The organism is Planktotalea frisia (assembly GCF_001890925.1).
Classification (GTDB): domain Bacteria; phylum Pseudomonadota; class Alphaproteobacteria; order Rhodobacterales; family Rhodobacteraceae; genus Planktotalea; species Planktotalea frisia.
The window spans coordinates 25,239-42,949 of record NZ_MLCB01000129.1; the positions used below are offsets into that span (position 1 = coordinate 25,239).

Here is a 17,711-nt window from a genome sequence, read left to right on the forward strand (position 1 = left end):
TATGATCCATAAGCCCTACAACGTCGTTTTGTTGACGTTGGATCGCCACGCGGCGGGTCCTGCTGCGCGGGTTGCGCCTGCCTTGGCGATGGATTTCCCGGGTTTGCAGCTCAAGATTCATGCGGCAGCGGAGTGGGCGAAAGATCCGCAGACTTTGGCGGATGCGAAAGCAGATGTTGCCAGCGCGGACATCGTCGTGACCTCGGTGATCTTCCTTGAAGAGCATATCCAAGCGATTCAGCCTGACTTGCTTGCACGTCGTGACGCCTGCGATGCGATGGTCGGTGTGATCGCGGATCAAGAGATTGTTCAGCTCACCAAAATGGGTGATCTCGACATGATGCGCCCTGCGACGGGCGCGATTGCTTTGCTGAAAAAGCTCAAGCCATCGAAGAAGTCCGGCGGCTCTGGCGCGGGTCAGATGAAGATGCTGCGCCGCTTGCCCAAAATTTTGCGTCTGATCCCTGGCAAAAGCCAGGATTTGCGCGCTTGGTTCTTAACCATGCAATACTGGCTTGGTGGCTCTGACGAGAACATCGAGAGCCTCGTGCGTTTTCTGATTTCGCGCTATGCATCGCGGACTGAATGGCGCGGTACGTTGGTCGATGCACCGATTGAATATCCAGAGACGGGTCTCTATCACCCTGATCTGCCTGATCATCATATTACGACAGACGTCGCTGATTTACCGATCAAAGGCACTGGTCCAAACATCGGTCTGTTGATGTTGCGCAGCTACGTTCTTGCGGGCGATACGGCGCATTATGATCATGTGATCCGCACGTTTGAAGCACGCGGCATGCGCGTTATTCCTGCGTTCGCGGGTGGTCTTGATGGACGGCCTGCGATTGACGCTTACTATCTTGGCAAGATCGACGCGCTTGTGTCTTTGACGGGTTTCTCCCTTGTGGGTGGCCCTGCTTATAACGACAGCACTGGCGCGGTTGATGCGCTTAGCGCGCTTGATGTCCCCTATGTCGCCGCCCAGCCGTTAGAGTTCCAAACTCTTGCCCAGTGGGCAGGCGGCGAACAAGGGCTTAGCCCGATTGAAGCGACGATGCTCGTGGCTTTGCCAGAGATAGACGGCGCGACGAACCCGACTGTTTTCGCAGGCCGTCACGCGCCTGAAGGCTGCACTGGCTGCGCGCATAAATGTGCTGCGATTGGCAATGTGAAGGCGATGGCACCCTGTGTTGAGCGGGTTGATGCGCTGGTTGAAAAGGCTGAACGCCTTGCCCTGCTGCGCCGTAAGAAGAACGCTGAAAAGACCGTCGGCATCGTGCTGTTTGGCTTCCCGCCGAACGCTGGCGCCGTTGGAACTGCCGCTTATTTGTCTGTGTTCGAGAGCCTGTTCAACACGCTGCATGAGATGAAAGCGCAAGGGTATGACCTTACGCCGCCAGATACAGTGGATGCGCTTCGTGAAACTGTCCTTAAGGGCAACGCGCAGGCGTATGGCCAAGACGCCAATGTTGCGGCGTGCATCAGTGCAGATCAGATTGTGCAACAAACCCCTTGGCTCTCCGAGATCGAAGCCACTTGGGGTGCAGCACCCGGTCGTATCCAGTCCAACGGTCGCGAGGTTTTCGTGCTTGGCGCGCAGTTCGGCAATGTCTTTGTCGGCGTTCAGCCTACGTTCGGATACGAGGGCGATCCTATGCGCCTGTTGTTCGAACGCGGCTTTGCTCCGACCCATGCGTTCAGCGCGTTTTATCAATACCTCAAGCATGATCTGAAAGCCGATGTTGTTCTGCACTTTGGTATGCATGGCGCGCTTGAGTTTATGCCCGGTAAGCAAAACGGGTGTGGCGGCAATGATTGGCCTGATCGTTTGATGGGCAATATGCCGAATGTTTACTTGTACGCGGCCAATAACCCGTCCGAGGCAACACTTGCCAAACGCCGCACGAACGCTGTGACGATCACGCATCTTACGCCACCTTTGCAGGCGTCTGGTCTCTATCGTGGCTTGGCAGATCTCAAGGACAGCCTGACGAAATGGCGCAGTATGAACCCTGCGGATGAAGGTGTTGAGACGCTCGAGCGGCTGATCCGTGCGCAAGCAGAGACAGTGCATTTGGAATGTGATGATCTCGGTACGCTCTGGCTGAAACTGCTGGAGACGGAAGAGGCGCTGATCCCTGATGGTTTGCACATCGTTGGGCGGGAACTGTCTGAGGAGTCGGTGCAAAACACGCTGGATCAGATGAGCTTTGACACGACTGCTTCTCGCGAAACAGCGCGCGGTCATCTGTCCAAATCCGTCGAGCTCGACGCGCTCATGCGTGCGATGAACGGTGAATTCATCAAGCCTGTTGCAGGTGGCGACGTGATCCGTGCACCTGATATTCTGCCCACAGGCCGCAATATTCACGCGTTTGATCCGTTCCGCATGCCCACCGCTTACGCGATGGAAGATGGCGCATTGCAAGCGGCTGAATTGCTCAGAACGCATGAGGTTTTGCCAAAGACTGTCGCGCTGGTGCTTTGGGGGTCCGACAACATTAAATCCAATGGCGGACCAATCGCGCAGGCGCTCGCGCTGATGGGTGCAACGCCGCGCTTTGACACGCACGGTCGCTTATGTGGCGCTGATCTCGTGCCGCTCGAAACCCTTGGTCGTGCGCGCATTGATGTGGTGATGACGCTTTCGGGTATCTTCCGCGATTTGCTGCCTTTGCAGACCAAACTTCTTGCCGATGCGGCGCTGAAATGTGCGCAAGCAGATGAGCCATTAGACATGAACCCGATCCGCGCACATGCGCTCAAGTTCATGCAAAGCAACGGCTGCGATATGCAGACGGCTGCGCTTCGCGTGTTCTCGAATGCTGAGGGCGCGTATGGGTCCAACGTCAATCAGCTCGTTGATAGTTCTGCGTTTGAGGATGACGGCGATCTGGCCGATGCCTACCAGTCGCGCAAAAGCTTTGCATATGGTGTTGATGGTGAAGCATCCAAGCAAGCGGATCTTTTGCAAGACACGCTGTCCAACGTTGAACTCGCCTATCAAAACCTTGAATCGGTTGAGCTGGGTGTGACGTCGGTGGATCACTATTTCGACACGCTCGGTGGTATTGCCGCTGCGGTAAAGCGCGCCAAGAACGGTGTTGAGACGCCCGTTTATATCGGTGATCAAACACGCGGCGGCGCAAAGGTGCGCAGCTTGCAAGAGCAGGTTTCGCTGGAAACACGCGCGCGCAGTTTGAACCCGAAATTCTACGAACCTCTCTTGAAGCACGGCCATGAAGGTGTGCGCCAGATCGAAGCACACATCACGAATACCGTGGGTTGGTCTGCGACAACGGGCAAAGTGGACCCTTGGATCTACCAAGAACTCTCCGAGACCTTTGTGCTTGATGATGTGATGCGCAAACGTCTTGCCGACCTTAACCCTCAAGCGTCGATGCGCATGGCGAACCGCCTGCTCGAAGCATCGGACCGCGCTTATTGGACACCAGACTCCGACACGTTGGAGGCGCTGCAAAACGCCGCCGACGCCATTGAAGACAGATTAGAGGGCATTGCAGCCGAATGACCTACATTTTTAGAAAGGGACTAACCTCATGAGCCCACTTGATAGAAGCATTCCGAACCTTGGTGGGGACGGCGAAGGATCCGTTCAGGTCCATCAGGACGAAAGTTCAAAGATCGAAGGCGCGAAGGTTTTCAGCGTCTACGGCAAAGGCGGCATCGGCAAATCGACGACGTCGTCGAACCTGTCTGCGGCGTTTTCCAAGCTGGGCCACCGCGTTCTGCAAATCGGTTGTGATCCAAAGCACGACAGCACGTTTACGCTGACAGGTCGCTTGCAGCCAACTGTCATCGACATCCTGAAAAGCGTCGATTTCCACGCGGAAGAACTGCGCCCCGAGGATTACGTGGCCGAAGGTTACAACGGCGTTAAATGCGTTGAAGCTGGCGGCCCTCCTGCGGGAACGGGTTGTGGTGGGTATGTGGTTGGTCAGACGGTTAAATTGCTCAAGCAGCACCATATGCTAGAAGACACGGATGTCGTGATTTTTGATGTTCTCGGTGACGTTGTGTGCGGTGGCTTTGCGGCCCCCTTGCAGCACGCTGATCGCGCGTTGATCGTGACGGCGAATGATTTCGACAGCATTTATGCGATGAACCGGATTATTGCGGCCGTGCAAGCCAAGTCCAAGAACTACAAAGTGCGTCTGGCAGGTTGCGTTGCCAACCGTTCCAAGGACACGGACGAAGTGGATCGCTACTGCGAAACTGTCGGCTTCAACCGTATCGCGCATATGCCTGATCTGGATGCGATCCGTCGCTCACGTCTGAAGAAGAAGACGTTGTTCGAAATGCCCGATGAAGAAGACATCGTGCAGGTGCGTAAAGAATACATGCGCCTCGCGGAGACGCTTTATAATGGCACGCTTCCTCTTGCGCCCGATCCCCTTCCTGATCGCGAGATCTTTGAATTGTTGGGTTTCGATTAAATGAACTATGAGGCCACACGCACACGGGTCGAGACCTATTTCGACAAGACCGCGACCAAGACATGGGAGCAGCTGACATCAGATGCGCCTGTGTCGGGTATTCGCGCGACTGTGCGTGCGGGACGTGACCGGATGCGCGATTTGCTGATCGCGCAGCTGCCCGCTGACTTGCGCGGTGCGCGCGTTCTTGATGCAGGGTGTGGTACTGGTGCTTTGGCGTTTGAACTTGCCAAGCGTGGGGCGGATGTTGTCGGCGTTGATATTTCACCACAACTCATCGACATCGCGAACAAGCGTCGTCCTGATCGCGTTGCTGGATCTCTGGCGTTTTCCGCAGGTGACATGCTGGATAAGCGTCTGGGTCACTTTGATCATATCGTCGCGATGGACAGCCTGATTTACTATACTGCGGACGATATTGGCAAAATCCTCGATGGTATTGCGCCGCGCTTGGGCGGCAATATGGCATTCACCGTGGCCCCACGTACACCGCTTTTGATGATGATGTGGCGTGCTGGCAAACTGTTCCCGCGGTCTGATCGCTCGCCGACGATGATCCCGCATCAATCTTACAAAATCGCGGCTGCCACGCGCGGCAAAATTCGCGAGATCGAGCGTGTTTCTTCAGGCTTTTATATCAGCCAAGCGCTGGAGTTTCGCGCATGATCGTCAGCAAAAACATCGTCAAGAACATGACGCTGAAGATGTTGCCATTCGCGGATGCCGCGAGTGAGGGCTTGCCCCTTTCCCAACTGCTGCGCTTGTCGCTTTTCCAGATTTCTGTCGGCATGGCGGCTGTTATGCTGCTTGGGACGTTAAACCGCGTGATGATCGTGGAACTGTCTGTTCCTGCGATGATTGTTGCTTTGATGATTGCGATCCCTGTTTTGATTGCGCCGTTCCGTGCATTGCTGGGTTTCAAGTCTGACAACTACCGCTCTGCGATTGGTTGGAAGCGTGTTCCCTACCTTTGGTTTGGCACGATTTGGCAGTTCGGTGGTCTTGCGATTATGCCGATGGCTTTGCTGGTGCTTGCGGGCGATACCGCTTTGGATGCTGGCATGTTTGGTCAGGTCGCGGCGGCGCTTGCGTTTTTGCTCACAGGACTTGGCATGCATATGACGCAAACCGCAGGTCTTGCTTTGGCGGCGGATCGCGCGAGTGAAGAAACGCGCGCTAAGGTCGTTTCACTCCTTTACGTGATGTATCTGCTCGGCATGGGCTTTTCGGCGCTGATCATTGGCACGCTGTTGCGCGACTATTCGGCGCTTCTATTAGTGCAAGTCGTTCAAGGTGCCGCTGTCATGACGCTGGTGTTGAATGTGATCGCGCTTTGGAAGCAAGAGAAACTCTCGCCCATGAGTAACGCAGAGCGCAGCGCGCCAAAACCTGCGTTTCGTGCGGCTTGGTCCGACTTCACCAAAGATAATAATGTGGTGCGCCTGATTGTGACGATCTTTCTGGGCACCATGGCATTCAATATGCAGGATGTTTTACTTGAGCCATATGGCGGCGAAATTCTGGGCCTTTCCGTTTCGTCCACCACGCTGCTTACCGCGATGTGGGCAGGCGGCGCTTTGCTTGGTTTTGGTCTGGCTGCGCGCTGGCTCTCGCATGGGATTGACCCGTTTCGCATGGGGGGTCGCGGTTTGATTATCGGGATTATAGCGTTTAGCGCTGTGCTTCTTTCGGCGCCTCTGTCCTCTCCTGTACTGTTTTTCATTGGTGCGGCTCTGATCGGGCTTGGCGGCGGACTTTTCGCGGTCTCCACTCTTACGGCTGCGATGACTGTCGAGGTCAAAGGTGCCGCTGGTCGCGGACTTGCTCTTGGCGTCTGGGGCGCGGCGCAAGCAACCGGCGCAGGTCTTTCGATCTTCATCGGTGGCGCGATCCGCGATCTGGTGAACACCGCTGGTCAAAGCGGTGCTCTGGGCAGCGCGCTCACGTCTCCATCCGTTGGATATTCCGTCGTTTATCAGCTCGAAATCGGGCTGCTTTTCATCACTCTCATTGCTCTTGGTCCACTCGTTCGGGCCAAGAGACTTCACGCATCAGAAACACGCAGCTTGGAGCTGTCTGATTTTCCCACATGACCGCATAGGAGGCGACTATGGTTGGCACTGAATTTTTTGGAAACTTTGATCTCGCGAGCGCCGCGATTTGGATGTTTTGGATCTTTTTCGCTCTGTTGGTGTTCTACCTTCAGACTGAGAACATGCGCGAAGGGTATCCTTTGCAAGACGAAGAGGGCAACGCTGCCCCAAACCAAGGTCCGTTTCCGGTTCCTAAGGACAAGACGTTCATTCTGCCCGATGGTCGCGGTGAATTGACGGTTCCATCCGGTCAGCGCGGCGATCGTGACAACCTCGCGTTAGAGCAATCTTCGGTTGCTGCTGGGTCACCTTACATTCCAACAGGTAACCCGATGACCGACGGCGTTGGCCCTGCATCTTGGGCGCCGCGTCATGATCACCCAGAGCTTGATGCGCATGGTCACGTGAAGATCAAGCCGCTCTCAAAGCTTCCTGATTTTGCGTTCTCCGCAGGTCGCGACCCGCGTGGTTTGATCGTGATGGCTGGTGACGGTGAAGTCATCGGACGCTGCATTGATATGTGGGTTGATGTGCCTGAGCAGTTGGTACGTTTCTTGACGATTGATCTGAACCCTGAGGGTTCCGGTGAAACGCGTCTTTTGCCGATCAACTTCTGCCGCATCAAAGGGGACCACGTCAAAGTGCGTGCACTTTATGGTGCCCATTTCGCAGATATACCTGGCATCAAAAGCGATGAGCAAGTCACGCTTTTGGAAGAGGAAAAAATCATGGCCTATTACGGTGGCGGTACGCTTTATGCTGACCCAAGCCGCTCTGAGCCACTACTTTAAAAACGATTTGCCGGGCTTTTCGCCAGAGTCCGGCAGCTACTTTCGAGGGACAGACAAATGCACCAAGATGACTTTAATTTCGAACCGGTTCGGGGCCTTCCCGAAGACTTGCCAAAGGATGAACAGATCCTCTGGCAAGGAAGCCCCAATGCTCTGCGTCTTGCAAAAGACGCATGGGCGCTCAACTGGGTGATTGGCTATTTCGTCTTTTTGACGATCTGGCGTGTGGGCGTATCCTCTGCGGATGTGCCTTTCACCACAGCCCTTTTGCACGGCGTACCTTTCGTGCTTGCAGGCATTGTTGTGACGCTTTTGATCTATGTGATTGCCATGGTTCAAGCGCGCAGCACTGTTTACACACTGACTAACAAGCGCGTTTGCATGCGCATCGGCGCAGCTTTGACGATGACGTTGAACCTGCCTTATGTATGCATCGGAAATGCGCAAGTCGCCGCGCGGTCAAATGGTATGGGCACCATCACGCTCGAGCTGATTGGCGATACGCGTCTGTCCTACCTCATGACTTGGCCGCATGTGCGTCCTTGGCATATGCGCCGCACGCAACCTGCGTTGCGCGCTATTCCCGAGGTTGCCAAAGTTGCCACCATTTTCGCAGAAGCCGCTGAAACGCGCGTTTCCCAACCACAAGTCACACGCACCAAGAGCTTTGATCTTGGCGCGGATGGCATTGCAGCGGAGTAAGTCACATGGCCTCTTTCAATGCACTTTCCAATCAAATGAAACACCGCGACCGCGAAATGGTTCCAAAGTTTCTTGTTGTCGCAATGTTCGCCCTCATGGGCGCAAGCCTTTTGATGGTCGCCACTGCACGCTTTACAGGTCGCGAGGCGACGTCGGTTGTTGCACATAGCGACATCCAAAAAGAGCTCAGCGTCACACTAAAAGGCTCGCGTAGTGAAGGGGTTGGCGTTTATGATGTCTCAGGGACTCAGCTTGCGCATTCCACTGATCACAAGAAGGGTTTTATCGATGTGATCTGGGTCGCGGTAACGCGCGAGCGTTTGGTGCAAGATGTACCGTCCGATGCACCTGTGCGCGTTGTACTGCGCGAAAACGGAAATGTCGGGATACTAGATGATACCACCGGTTGGAAGATCGAACTGATCGGATACGGAAAAGACAATGTCGCAGCTTTCGCCAAGCTGCTTGATTGAACGCATTAGCCAAAGGGACGTAAACCATGGGACTTTTTACAAGATCGAAGGAAACCGCGCCTTGCACGGTGACCATCTCGCACCGCTTTGAAGAGCTTTCTGCGCATGTGAAATTCAATAACGGGGCTGTCGTGAACCCTGGTGATAGCGTGCAAGTTGAAGGGCCTGAAATCATGGCCGCTTACGGTGAATTGGTGGAAGAAGATCGCATCGCGACGATCACACGCGCCTCTAAGCTGGAGCAACTCTGGACCCGCGCCACAGGTGATTTCGAGTTCATGGAACTGTGCGAATTTTCCTTTTCTGAAGAGGTGCTGTCATGAACGCTCCTGTCCATTCCGCTTTTGCCAACACGGCTGAAGAAGCGATTGCCGCGCAAGACGCACTTGATGGTCCCATGACGTCAGAGATGGCGACGGAAGTTGCGATGCAAAATACGCTTTTGACGCCGCGCTTTTACACCACTGATTTCGAAGAGATGGACGCGATTGACGTCACCCCTGTTCGTGCAGAGTGGGACGTTTTGATCGATCAGATGAAGTCCGATCCGAACAAAGGCCACTTCAAAAAGACCGATGAGTGGGAAGCAGATTGGGACGGTATGGAGCCTGCGTTGAAAGCAGAGTTCATCGATTTTCTGATCTCGTCGTGTACCGCTGAATTTTCTGGCTGCGTGCTTTATAAAGAGATGAAGCGCCGTGGTTCTAACGAGGACATCACCACGCTGTTCCAACTGATGGCGCGCGACGAAGCACGCCACGCGGGTTTCATCAACGATGCTCTGCGTGAAGCTGGTATTCGTGTGAACCTCGGGTTCCTGACCCAACAGAAGAAGTACACCTACTTCCGCCCAAAGTTTATCTATTACGCGACATATCTCTCTGAAAAGATTGGCTATGCGCGCTATATCACGATCTATCGTCACCTTGAGAAGCATCCAGAGCTGATGTTCCACCCTATCTTCAAGTGGTTCCGCGAATGGTGCAACGATGAGTTTTCGCATGGTGAAGCTTTTGCGCTTTTGCTCAAGACGGATCCAAAGTTGACGACCACACCAATGAATAAATTCTGGATCAAGTTCTTCCTCACGGCGGTGTATTCCACCATGTGGGTGCGCGATCACCAGCGTCCTTTGTTTCACGAAGCACTTGGCGTGGATGTGACGTGGTACGGCCAAGAAGTGTTCCGCAAAACGTCCGAGATCACCAAGCAGGTGTTCCCGATGACGTTGAACATTGATCACCCGCGCTGGCGTCCGAACTTGGACCGCATGGAAGCGGCGTCTCGCCAAGTTGCTGCTGCCAAAGCACGCGGTGGTGTTCTTGGGTTTGCAAGCCGGATTGCGGGCATGACCAAAGCGGCCGTTGCGTTCGTTTCGGTCTTCACGATCCCCGCAATCAAGAACGAAGTTCCTGACAGCCCACGTCTGGAGCCCGCGTATTAATGTTTAGCTCGCCCTGGATAGCAGCGTTTCTAGCGATATTTTCCTGGTGGTTCTTCACCGGGATCATATTGCTGGTTGTGCGCAGGGCGGACAAACAAGGCGGCGCAGCGCATGGCAGAAATGTTGTGCTTTCTGTGCCGTTGTTTGCGCTTGGCACGGCAGGATTGGTCCTTTCTGCGAGCACATTGAGCGTTGTGAATGTCTACGTGTCGTTCTTGTCGGTTTTGCTCGTTTGGGGCTGGATCGAACTCGCGTTCCTCTCTGGTATCATCACCGGACCACAGCGCGCGCCCTGCCCTGACCACCTGAAAGGCTGGGCACGTTTTGTGCGCGCTTGGCATACGCTTTCTCATCACGAGTTGCTACTGCTCATGGGTTTGCTCATTGTTACGGTTGCAACAAGTGGCTCTGAAAACACCTTTGGGTTCTGGACTTACCTCACGCTTTTTGCGGCACGTATTTCCGCCAAACTGAACCTGTTCTTCGGGGTGCCACGGATCAATACGGAATTCGTACCCAAACCGCTCGAACACCTCAAAAGCTACTTTCGCCAAGGCAATATCACGATTGCATTCGTGCTTGGCGTTACCTTCCTCAGCTTTGCCACTGCATGCTTTGCTGAACGCCTCTTCACCGCTGAAACGACACCTGCGCTCGTGGGCTTTGCCCTGCTGCTCGCGCTATCTGCTTTGGCTACTTTAGAGCATTGGTTAATGGTCATTCCCTTGCCCGATGCGAAACTATGGCGCTGGATGCTTCCTTCGCTGCCTACGACCTCTAAGACAGGACAGTCCCATGAACTTTGATGCACTTTTCCAGAACCAGCTCGACACACTCAAAGAAGAAGGCAACTACCGCTATTTTGCGGAGCTCGAACGTAAATGTGGTAAATTCCCTCACGCTGCCAATCACCAAGAAGACGGCGAAGTGCGCGACGTGACGGTTTGGTGTTCCAACGATTATTTGGGGATGGGTCAAAATCCTTTGGTCATCGATGCGATGTGCGAAGCAGTTCAGCGCACGGGAACTGGCGCAGGTGGAACGCGCAACATTTCTGGCACGAACCACGATCACTTGCTCTTGGAGCGTGAGTTGGCGGATCTGCACAACAAAGAAGCAGCGCTATTGTTCACCTCTGGTTACGTGTCCAACTGGGCCGCGCTCAGCACGCTTGGAAGTCGCCTCAAGGACTGCATCATCCTAAGCGATTCCGGCAATCACGCGTCTATGATCGAAGGTATTCGTCACTCTCGTGCGCAAAAGGTGATTTGGGAACATAACAATGTCGCCGATTTGGAAGAGAAACTTCAGGCTTTGCCTGCGAACGCGCCCAAGATTATCGCATTTGAATCGGTTTATTCCATGGATGGTGACATCGCGCCAATCCGCGAGATCGTTGAAGTTGCCGAAAAATACGGCGCGATGACCTATCTTGATGAGGTGCACGCTGTTGGTCTTTATGGTCCACGCGGTGGCGGCGTTGCCGAGCAAGAAGGTCTGATGGACCGCATTACATTGCTCGAAGGCACGCTTGGCAAAGCTTACGGCGTCGTCGGTGGTTTCATCACAGGCTCTGCCGCGCTTTGCGATTTCATTCGCAGCTTTGCGTCTGGTTTCATCTTTACCACCGCCCTGCCCCCTGCGGTTGCCGCTGCCGCGCGCGCGTCGATCCGCCATCTCAAGGAATCTGACACAGAACGCACTCAGCACCGCGCGCAAGTCGCGAAGCTTCGCGCAGGTCTGGACCGTGCTGGCATTCCGCATTTGATGAACAAGAGCCACATCATTCCAGTGATGATCAAAGATCCAGTAAAAACGAAAATGCTGGCAGATTATCTCATGGACGAGTGGGGCATTTACGTGCAGCCAATCAACTACCCAACGGTTCCAAAAGGCACCGAGCGTCTGCGCTTTACGCCCTCACCGCTTCATTCTGATGCGGATATTGATCACTTGGTCGCGGCACTTAGCTCGCTCTGGAAGCAATGTGCGATTGCGCACGCTGTCGCTTAAACGCTCAGGTTTTTAGAAAACAGAATGATCACCGCGCTCTTGGGCGCGGTTTTCTTTTATCAGTTGTTCATAGTGTTGAAACAGCGTTTCTGTCCCTGTTGAGGGCGTCAGATCGCGGTCATACTTGCCCGTCTCAGGGTTCCAAACCAACATAGATTCAGTCGCGTAATAGCGTCCGATCTGTGCAAGTTCTGCTTTTTCGGCAAGCTTGCGGCTGAGCAACCCGCCAATCCTGAGCACCCAATAAATTACATCGAGCAAAGCGACAGGGATGCGCTTTATCTTAACGGGTTTCTTGAGAATCCGCGCGAGCGCTTCGCCCTGTTCATTCGGAGTAATCGCAGGACCGGGTCCCCCGATGGGGAGAATTTGGTTGTGCTTGGTTTCGTCCGTGATGCACTGCGCTATGAAACGCCCAAGATCATCATCGCTGAGCGGGGTGCAGGCGGTTAAAGTGCCGTCCCCAAAAACAAGAAAGCCCTTGTCGTTTCTCACGCGTTCAATTTGACCTGAAAGCGATTTGAAAAACGCTGTAGGGCGCACGATGGAATAGGTAAGGCCGGAGGCGATGAGTTCCTTTTCGAACGCTAGCTTGGCATGCTGAAAAGCGAGTTTTGGTCTTTGCACACAAATCGCCGAGAGCAGGATGAACTGCGTAGCATCGGCAGTTTTGGCGATAGCAAGAGCGTTGAATTGTGCCGCGTGATCAATCGCCCAAGCATCCTTGGGCGCGCCCGTCCGTGAGGCGAGACAAGAGACAACAACATCGAATTTTTTGTCATGCAAAGCGTTATTCAGGCCAGCGTTGGGGTCGGTCACGCTGCCCAAAATTTCTTCGACACCTGTCGGCATCTCATCAAGACTTTTGCGATCGCGCAAGACACATGTAACAGCGTAATCACTAGCAAGCAGAGCGCGCACAACGCCGCGCCCAGCCGTGCCAGTGCCGCCAAAAACCAAAACGCGTTTCTTTAAAGTCATGCCAAGTGTCTAACGGTTAATGCGTCAACGAAAAAGGGCCCGCTGATGAAAGCGAGCCCTCTAACTACTTTGAAAGTAGCTAATCTTACTCAGCTGCAGCGGAAACGATGAACGCCCACACGTTTGCTGCTTCTTCTTCTTTACGCAGTTTGAAAGACATCTTGGACTTGGCTTTTTTGTCGTCAAGCTTGGTCTGAAGGTATTTCTTCGGATCTGCGACGTACTCAACAAACTCTGCTTCGTTCCAGACAACGCCGGTTTCGCCGAGTTCAACGATGGACTTGCCGTATTTGAAGCCTTCGACGGAACCCAACTGACGCTCGTTCAGACCGTACAAGTTTGGGCCTGTCTTGTTGCCTTTCACGATCACATCACCCGCATCGGAGACGATCATGTGGCAAGCTTTGCATTTGTTAAATATTTTTTCGCCGGCTTCCGCGTCGCCTGACGCGTGGCCATCTGCCAAAAGAGGCGCTGCCGCGAGGCCAAGACCAAGAGTGAGGATACTAAAAAGTTTCATGCTGTGTTTCCCTGTAGTTACGACCGTGTAGGTAGTGCGCGGGCTCTCAAAGTGAAGAGCCGCCGTGCGATTAAGTGTGTATTATTTGTAGTAAACATAAATCAAAGTGAAAACGAAACCCGTTTTCCCATGTAATTTTGTATATCACTCGAAGTTGAATAAAATGTAAACTATACTTTACACTTGTAGACTCGGCATGTGTAAGCTTAAAGTTACACTATGACAGATCTAGCCAATCTTCCGACAAGGGACTTCCCTGAACCAGCAGCAATGCTGCGTCTTATCAAACCGATCACGTGGTTTCCACCGATGTGGGCCTACTTGTGCGGGGTGATCGCCTCTGGCGTGGCACCGAGTTCGCAGTTGGGTCTGGTAATTCTTGGGGTTATTTTAGCGGGTCCTATCGTTTGCGGGATGAGCCAAGCCGCCAATGATTGGTGCGACCGCCACGTCGATGCGATCAATGAACCAGACCGCCCTATCCCGTCAGGTCGCATTCCGGGTCGTTGGGGTTTGTGGATTGCTTTGGCCATGTCCGCACTGTCGCTCTTTGTGGGCTGGTTTCTTGGGCCTTGGGGCTTTGGCGCTACGATTTTAGGTGTGATTGCTGCTTGGGCCTATTCCGCTGAACCTGTTCGTATGAAGCGTTCTGGTTGGTGGGGGCCGGGCCTAGTAGGTCTGAGTTATGAGAGCTTGCCATGGTTCACAGGTGCCGCCGTTCTAAGTGCGGGTGCTCCGAGTTGGCAGATTGTCGTGATCGCGTTGCTCTACGGTATTGGCGCGCATGGCATAATGACGCTGAATGATTTCAAAGCGCTTGAGGGCGACCGTCAAATGGGTGTCAATTCATTGCCTGTCACGCTTGGCCCTGAACGCGCCGCAAAAGCTGCGTGCTGGATAATGGCTGTGCCACAAGTTGTGGTTATCGCTCTTCTCGTTCTTTGGGACAAACCCATTTTCGCCCTCGCTATTTCTGCTGCCCTTGCGCTGCAAATTTGGGCCATGACCGTGCTGCTCAGCGATCCGAAAGGACGCGCGCCTTGGTATAATGGCACGGGCGTCACGCTTTATGTCAGCGGCATGATGATCGCCGCCTTTGCGCTAAGGAGCCTTTAAGATGACCTTGTCTTGGCTACAAATCTTCCGTCTCGGCCTGGTTCAAATGGCGCTTGGTGCCATCGTAGTTCTAACCACTTCGACGCTGAACCGTTTGATGGTTGTTGAATTTTCGCTTCCCGCGATCTTGCCCGGAATGCTGGTTGGCTTGCACTACGGCATTCAGATGTCTCGCCCGCGTTGGGGATTCACCTCTGACACGGGTGGCAATCGCACGAAATGGATCATCGGCGGAATGGTCACGCTCGCGATGGGTGGTTTCGGTGCTGCATATGCCGTCACGCTCTTCGCGCAAAGCTATGCGCTGGCCTTGACGCTATCTATCATTGCCTACGCGCTAATAGGCATCGGTGTCGGTGCTTCTGGTACATCCCTGCTTGCGCTTATGGCCACCGCAACCGCTCCGCATCGACGTGCTGCGGCTGCGACAATCACTTGGCTGATGATGATTTTTGGCATCGCTTTGACCGCGGGTCTTGCTGGCTCTTTCCTTGATCCATACTCGCCACAACGTTTGTTGACGGTTGTCGGTGTGATCGTCATTGCAGCGATCATCCTCACGACATTCGCGATCTATGGGATCGAGCGCCGCGTGACAGCTGCAAAGCCAGAACCACACACACCTTTCATGGAAGGTCTGCGGGATGTTTGGGCCGAGCGCAAAACACGCAATTTCACACTGTTCATCTTTCTCTCCATGAATGCCTATTTCATGCAAGAACTCATCTTAGAGCCCTACGCAGGTCTCGTCTTTGGCTTCACGCCCGGCCAGTCCACATCGCTCAGTGGTATGCAAAATGGTGGCGTTTTCGTCGGAATGCTGACCGTAGGTATTGTCGCGACGGGTCTCAAGATTGGCTCTTTGCGTGCTTGGGTTATGGCCGGATGCCTTGGCTCTGCGGGTGTGCTGATCATGCTCGCCCTCTCTGGTTTTGCGCAAACGCAAATCAGCTTGCAGTCCCTCGTCATCGCGCTTGGTTTCTTTAACGGCATGTTCGCAGTCGCTGCGATTGGCTCGATGATGGCGCTTGCCTCTGAAGGGCGCGAACAACGCGAAGGCACGCGCATGGGTCTTTGGGGCGCATCGCAAGCGATTGCCGCTGGATTTGGCGGCCTGACTGGCGCCGCTTTGGTTGATATTTCACGTGGCTTCATCGCCGACGGACCTGCATTTGGCTCCGTCTTTGCGTTTGAAGCTTTATTATTTCTAGCCGCTGCCCTGATGGCCGCGCGCGTTATGGAAGTCAGATCGGCCGCTCCGGCCGCATCAATGGTCCCGGGAGAATAAGCAATGTTTGATGTTGTTGTTATTGGTGGAGGCCCGTCGGGCGCAACCGCCGCAGAAGATCTCGCGCGCTCTGGCCGCAAAGTTGCGATGATTGACCGAGATGGTCGCATCAAACCTTGTGGCGGTGCAATTCCTCCGCGTTTGATCGAAGATTTCTTCATTCCTGACAGCCAGATTATCGCGCGCATCAATACGGCACGCATGGTGTCACCGACCCAGCGCAAAGTAGATATCCCGATTGAAGACGGCTTTGTGGGCATGGTTGATCGCAAAGATTTCGACCCCTTCCTGCGCAACCGCGCGAAAGAAGCGGGCGCTGAGTGTATGACAGGCACGTTCCTTCGTATTGAGCGCGACGCTAAGGGCACGCATGTTGTCTACCGCGATAAAGAAAGCGGCGAAGAGGTTTCGCTCGCGACCAAGCTGATCATCGGTGCCGATGGCGCACGTTCCAAAGTCGCAAAGGCCGAAGTGCCCGGCGGCGACAAAATTCCATATGTGATCGCTTATCACGAAATTATCGAAGCACCTGCTGCGGGACTAAACTACGATCCCAAGCGCTGCGATGTCATCTATGACGGCGCGATCTCGCCTGATTTTTACGGCTGGGTCTTCCCGCATGGAACGTCGTGTAGCGTTGGTATGGGCACAGGCGTTGACGGCGTTGACCTCAAGAAAGCGACGGCAGATTTGCGCGTTTCTGCAGGCCTAGAGAACTGCAAAACCCTGCGCCGCGAAGGCGCGCCAATTCCGTTAAAGCCGATGGATCGTTGGGACAATGGCCGTGATGTTGTGCTTTCGGGTGATGCAGCTGGCGTCGTTGCGCCCTCTTCGGGTGAGGGCATTTATTACGCGATGCTTGGTGGTCGTGTCGCAGCGACTGCGGCGAGTGCCTGCCTCGAGACAGGTCGCGTGAAAGATCTGCAACTCGCGCGCAAACTGTTCATGCGCGAGCACAAGAGCGTGTTCAAAGTATTGGGTGCGATGCAAAACGCATACTATCGCAGTGACGAACGCCGCGAGCGTTTCGTTTCGCTGTGTCATGATGTAGATGTTCAAAAACTCACGTTCGAGGCCTATATGAACAAACGTTTGATCAAAGCACGCCCTATGGCGCATCTGAAAATCGGGTTGAAAAACCTCGCGCATTTGACGCGTTTGGTTTCCGAAACACGCGTATGACGCAGATCATGATCCCTGCTTGGGTTGAGGGCACGCTTCAACCCGTGGAAAAACTTGCCGCGCATGAACGAGGGCTCAAGCACAAAGCCGTGTCCGTGTTCGTTATCTCAGGCGAGCATATCCTGATCCAGCAACGTGCCATGTGCAAATATCACACGCCCGGTCTTTGGGCGAACACTTGCTGCACGCATCCCGAATGGGACGAGGCGCCAAATATTTGCGCGGATCGACGCGTGGAGGAAGAGCTGGGGATCACAGGTCTGCACATGCAGTATCGCGGCGAAGTTGAATATCGCGCGGATGTGGGGGACGGCTTGATCGAGCATGAAGTCGTACAAGTTTACCTGGCGCACGCATCGCGCGAAATGGCGTTTGAGGTGAACCCAGAAGAAGTCATGGCGACCCGTTGGATCGCGCATGACACGCTTTTGCAAGAGCTGCACGACACTCCTTCGAAATTCACCCCCTGGCTGCGCATCTATATGGCGCAGCACGCGGATTTGATTTTTGGGGAAGCTGTGAGCGCCTAAGTTGCGCTCTTTGGCATTGCTTAGAAATGGGAGCTTTCTTTAGGAACGGCTAAGGTCGACTCTGCGGACATGGACGAAGCCGCTGGCGCGGCAATGGCGCTTGTAGCGGGTGTTGTGC

17 protein-coding genes are annotated in these 17,711 nt (G+C 54.3%); 15 read left to right on the top strand and 2 right to left on the bottom strand.

What is annotated here, in order from left to right; genetic code table 11:
* Position 1 precedes the first annotated feature (1 nt).
* Genes PFRI_RS09595 through hemA form a run of 11 tightly spaced genes read left to right on the top strand, consistent with a single transcriptional unit; the run spans position 2 to position 11,976 of the window.
* Positions 2–3,535 (top strand): cobaltochelatase subunit CobN, encoded by a 3,534-nt coding sequence (locus PFRI_RS09595; RefSeq protein WP_111445497.1) that lies wholly within the window; start codon positions 2–4, stop codon positions 3,533–3,535.
* Between the two features lie 28 nt (positions 3,536–3,563).
* Entirely contained in the window at positions 3,564–4,460 is an 897-nt protein-coding gene (gene bchL, locus PFRI_RS09600) for a ferredoxin:protochlorophyllide reductase (ATP-dependent) iron-sulfur ATP-binding protein (RefSeq protein ID WP_072630487.1), read from the top strand.
* Positions 4,461–5,126 (top strand): magnesium protoporphyrin IX methyltransferase, encoded by a 666-nt coding sequence (bchM, locus tag PFRI_RS09605; RefSeq protein WP_072630488.1) that lies wholly within the window; start codon positions 4,461–4,463, stop codon positions 5,124–5,126.
* Complete coding sequence (locus PFRI_RS09610) at positions 5,123–6,553, top strand: PucC family protein (RefSeq protein ID WP_072630489.1); 1,431 nt, start codon at positions 5,123–5,125, stop codon at positions 6,551–6,553. The genes bchM and PFRI_RS09610 overlap by 4 nt, the downstream gene beginning before the upstream one ends.
* Before the next feature lie 17 nt (positions 6,554–6,570).
* The gene (gene puhA, locus PFRI_RS09615; protein ID WP_072630490.1) at positions 6,571–7,344 is read left to right on the top strand and encodes a photosynthetic reaction center subunit H; all 774 of its coding nucleotides are present in this window, start codon (positions 6,571–6,573) and stop codon (positions 7,342–7,344) included.
* A gap of 57 nt (positions 7,345–7,401) precedes the next feature.
* On the top strand, positions 7,402–8,046 hold the full coding sequence (gene puhB, locus PFRI_RS09620; RefSeq protein ID WP_072630491.1) for a photosynthetic complex putative assembly protein PuhB: 645 nt from the start codon (positions 7,402–7,404) through the stop codon (positions 8,044–8,046).
* Positions 8,047–8,051: 5 nt separating this feature from the next.
* Positions 8,052–8,519 carry a photosynthetic complex assembly protein PuhC gene (gene puhC, locus PFRI_RS09625; RefSeq protein ID WP_072630492.1) on the top strand — a complete coding sequence of 156 codons (468 nt, stop codon included), beginning with the start codon at positions 8,052–8,054 and terminating at the stop codon, positions 8,517–8,519.
* Positions 8,520–8,545: 26 nt separating this feature from the next.
* Positions 8,546–8,842: an O2-dependent cyclase accessory protein gene (locus PFRI_RS09630; RefSeq protein WP_072630493.1), complete on the top strand. Its 297-nt coding sequence runs from the start codon at positions 8,546–8,548 to the stop codon at positions 8,840–8,842.
* Positions 8,839–9,963, top strand: a complete 1,125-nt coding sequence (gene acsF / locus PFRI_RS09635) for a magnesium-protoporphyrin IX monomethyl ester (oxidative) cyclase (protein ID WP_072630494.1) — start codon at positions 8,839–8,841, stop codon at positions 9,961–9,963. The genes PFRI_RS09630 and acsF overlap by 4 nt, the downstream gene beginning before the upstream one ends.
* On the top strand, positions 9,963–10,769 hold the full coding sequence (gene puhE, locus PFRI_RS09640) for a putative photosynthetic complex assembly protein PuhE (RefSeq protein ID WP_072630495.1): 807 nt from the start codon (positions 9,963–9,965) through the stop codon (positions 10,767–10,769). The genes acsF and puhE overlap by 1 nt, the downstream gene beginning before the upstream one ends.
* On the top strand, positions 10,759–11,976 hold the full coding sequence (gene hemA / locus PFRI_RS09645) for a 5-aminolevulinate synthase (protein WP_072630496.1): 1,218 nt from the start codon (positions 10,759–10,761) through the stop codon (positions 11,974–11,976). Before puhE ends, hemA begins: the two co-directional genes overlap by 11 nt.
* A gap of 12 nt (positions 11,977–11,988) precedes the next feature.
* Here hemA and PFRI_RS09650 read toward each other — a convergent pair whose 3' ends face one another.
* Together PFRI_RS09650 and PFRI_RS09655 are read right to left on the bottom strand one after the other, a co-directional pair.
* The gene (locus tag PFRI_RS09650) at positions 11,989–12,957 is read right to left on the bottom strand and encodes an NAD(P)H-binding protein (protein WP_072630497.1); all 969 of its coding nucleotides are present in this window, start codon (positions 12,955–12,957) and stop codon (positions 11,989–11,991) included.
* Positions 12,958–13,042: 85 nt separating this feature from the next.
* A complete protein-coding gene (locus PFRI_RS09655; protein ID WP_072630498.1) occupies positions 13,043–13,477 on the bottom strand; it encodes a c-type cytochrome in 435 nt (144 codons plus the stop codon).
* Positions 13,478–13,696: 219 nt separating this feature from the next.
* Between PFRI_RS09655 and chlG the strand changes: the two genes are divergently transcribed.
* Genes chlG through idi form a run of 4 tightly spaced genes read left to right on the top strand, consistent with a single transcriptional unit; the run spans position 13,697 to position 17,593 of the window.
* Positions 13,697–14,593, top strand: coding sequence for a chlorophyll synthase ChlG (gene chlG, locus PFRI_RS09660; protein ID WP_072630499.1), 897 nt, complete (start codon positions 13,697–13,699; stop codon positions 14,591–14,593).
* Between the two features lies 1 nt (position 14,594).
* Complete coding sequence (locus PFRI_RS09665) at positions 14,595–15,881, top strand: BCD family MFS transporter (RefSeq protein ID WP_072630500.1); 1,287 nt, start codon at positions 14,595–14,597, stop codon at positions 15,879–15,881.
* Positions 15,882–15,884: 3 nt separating this feature from the next.
* Positions 15,885–17,063, top strand: a complete 1,179-nt coding sequence (locus tag PFRI_RS09670; RefSeq protein WP_072630501.1) for a geranylgeranyl diphosphate reductase — start codon at positions 15,885–15,887, stop codon at positions 17,061–17,063.
* Between the two features lie 8 nt (positions 17,064–17,071).
* Positions 17,072–17,593 (top strand): isopentenyl-diphosphate Delta-isomerase, encoded by a 522-nt coding sequence (idi, locus tag PFRI_RS09675; protein ID WP_420541321.1) that lies wholly within the window; start codon positions 17,072–17,074, stop codon positions 17,591–17,593.
* Positions 17,594–17,711: the final 118 nt, after the last annotated feature.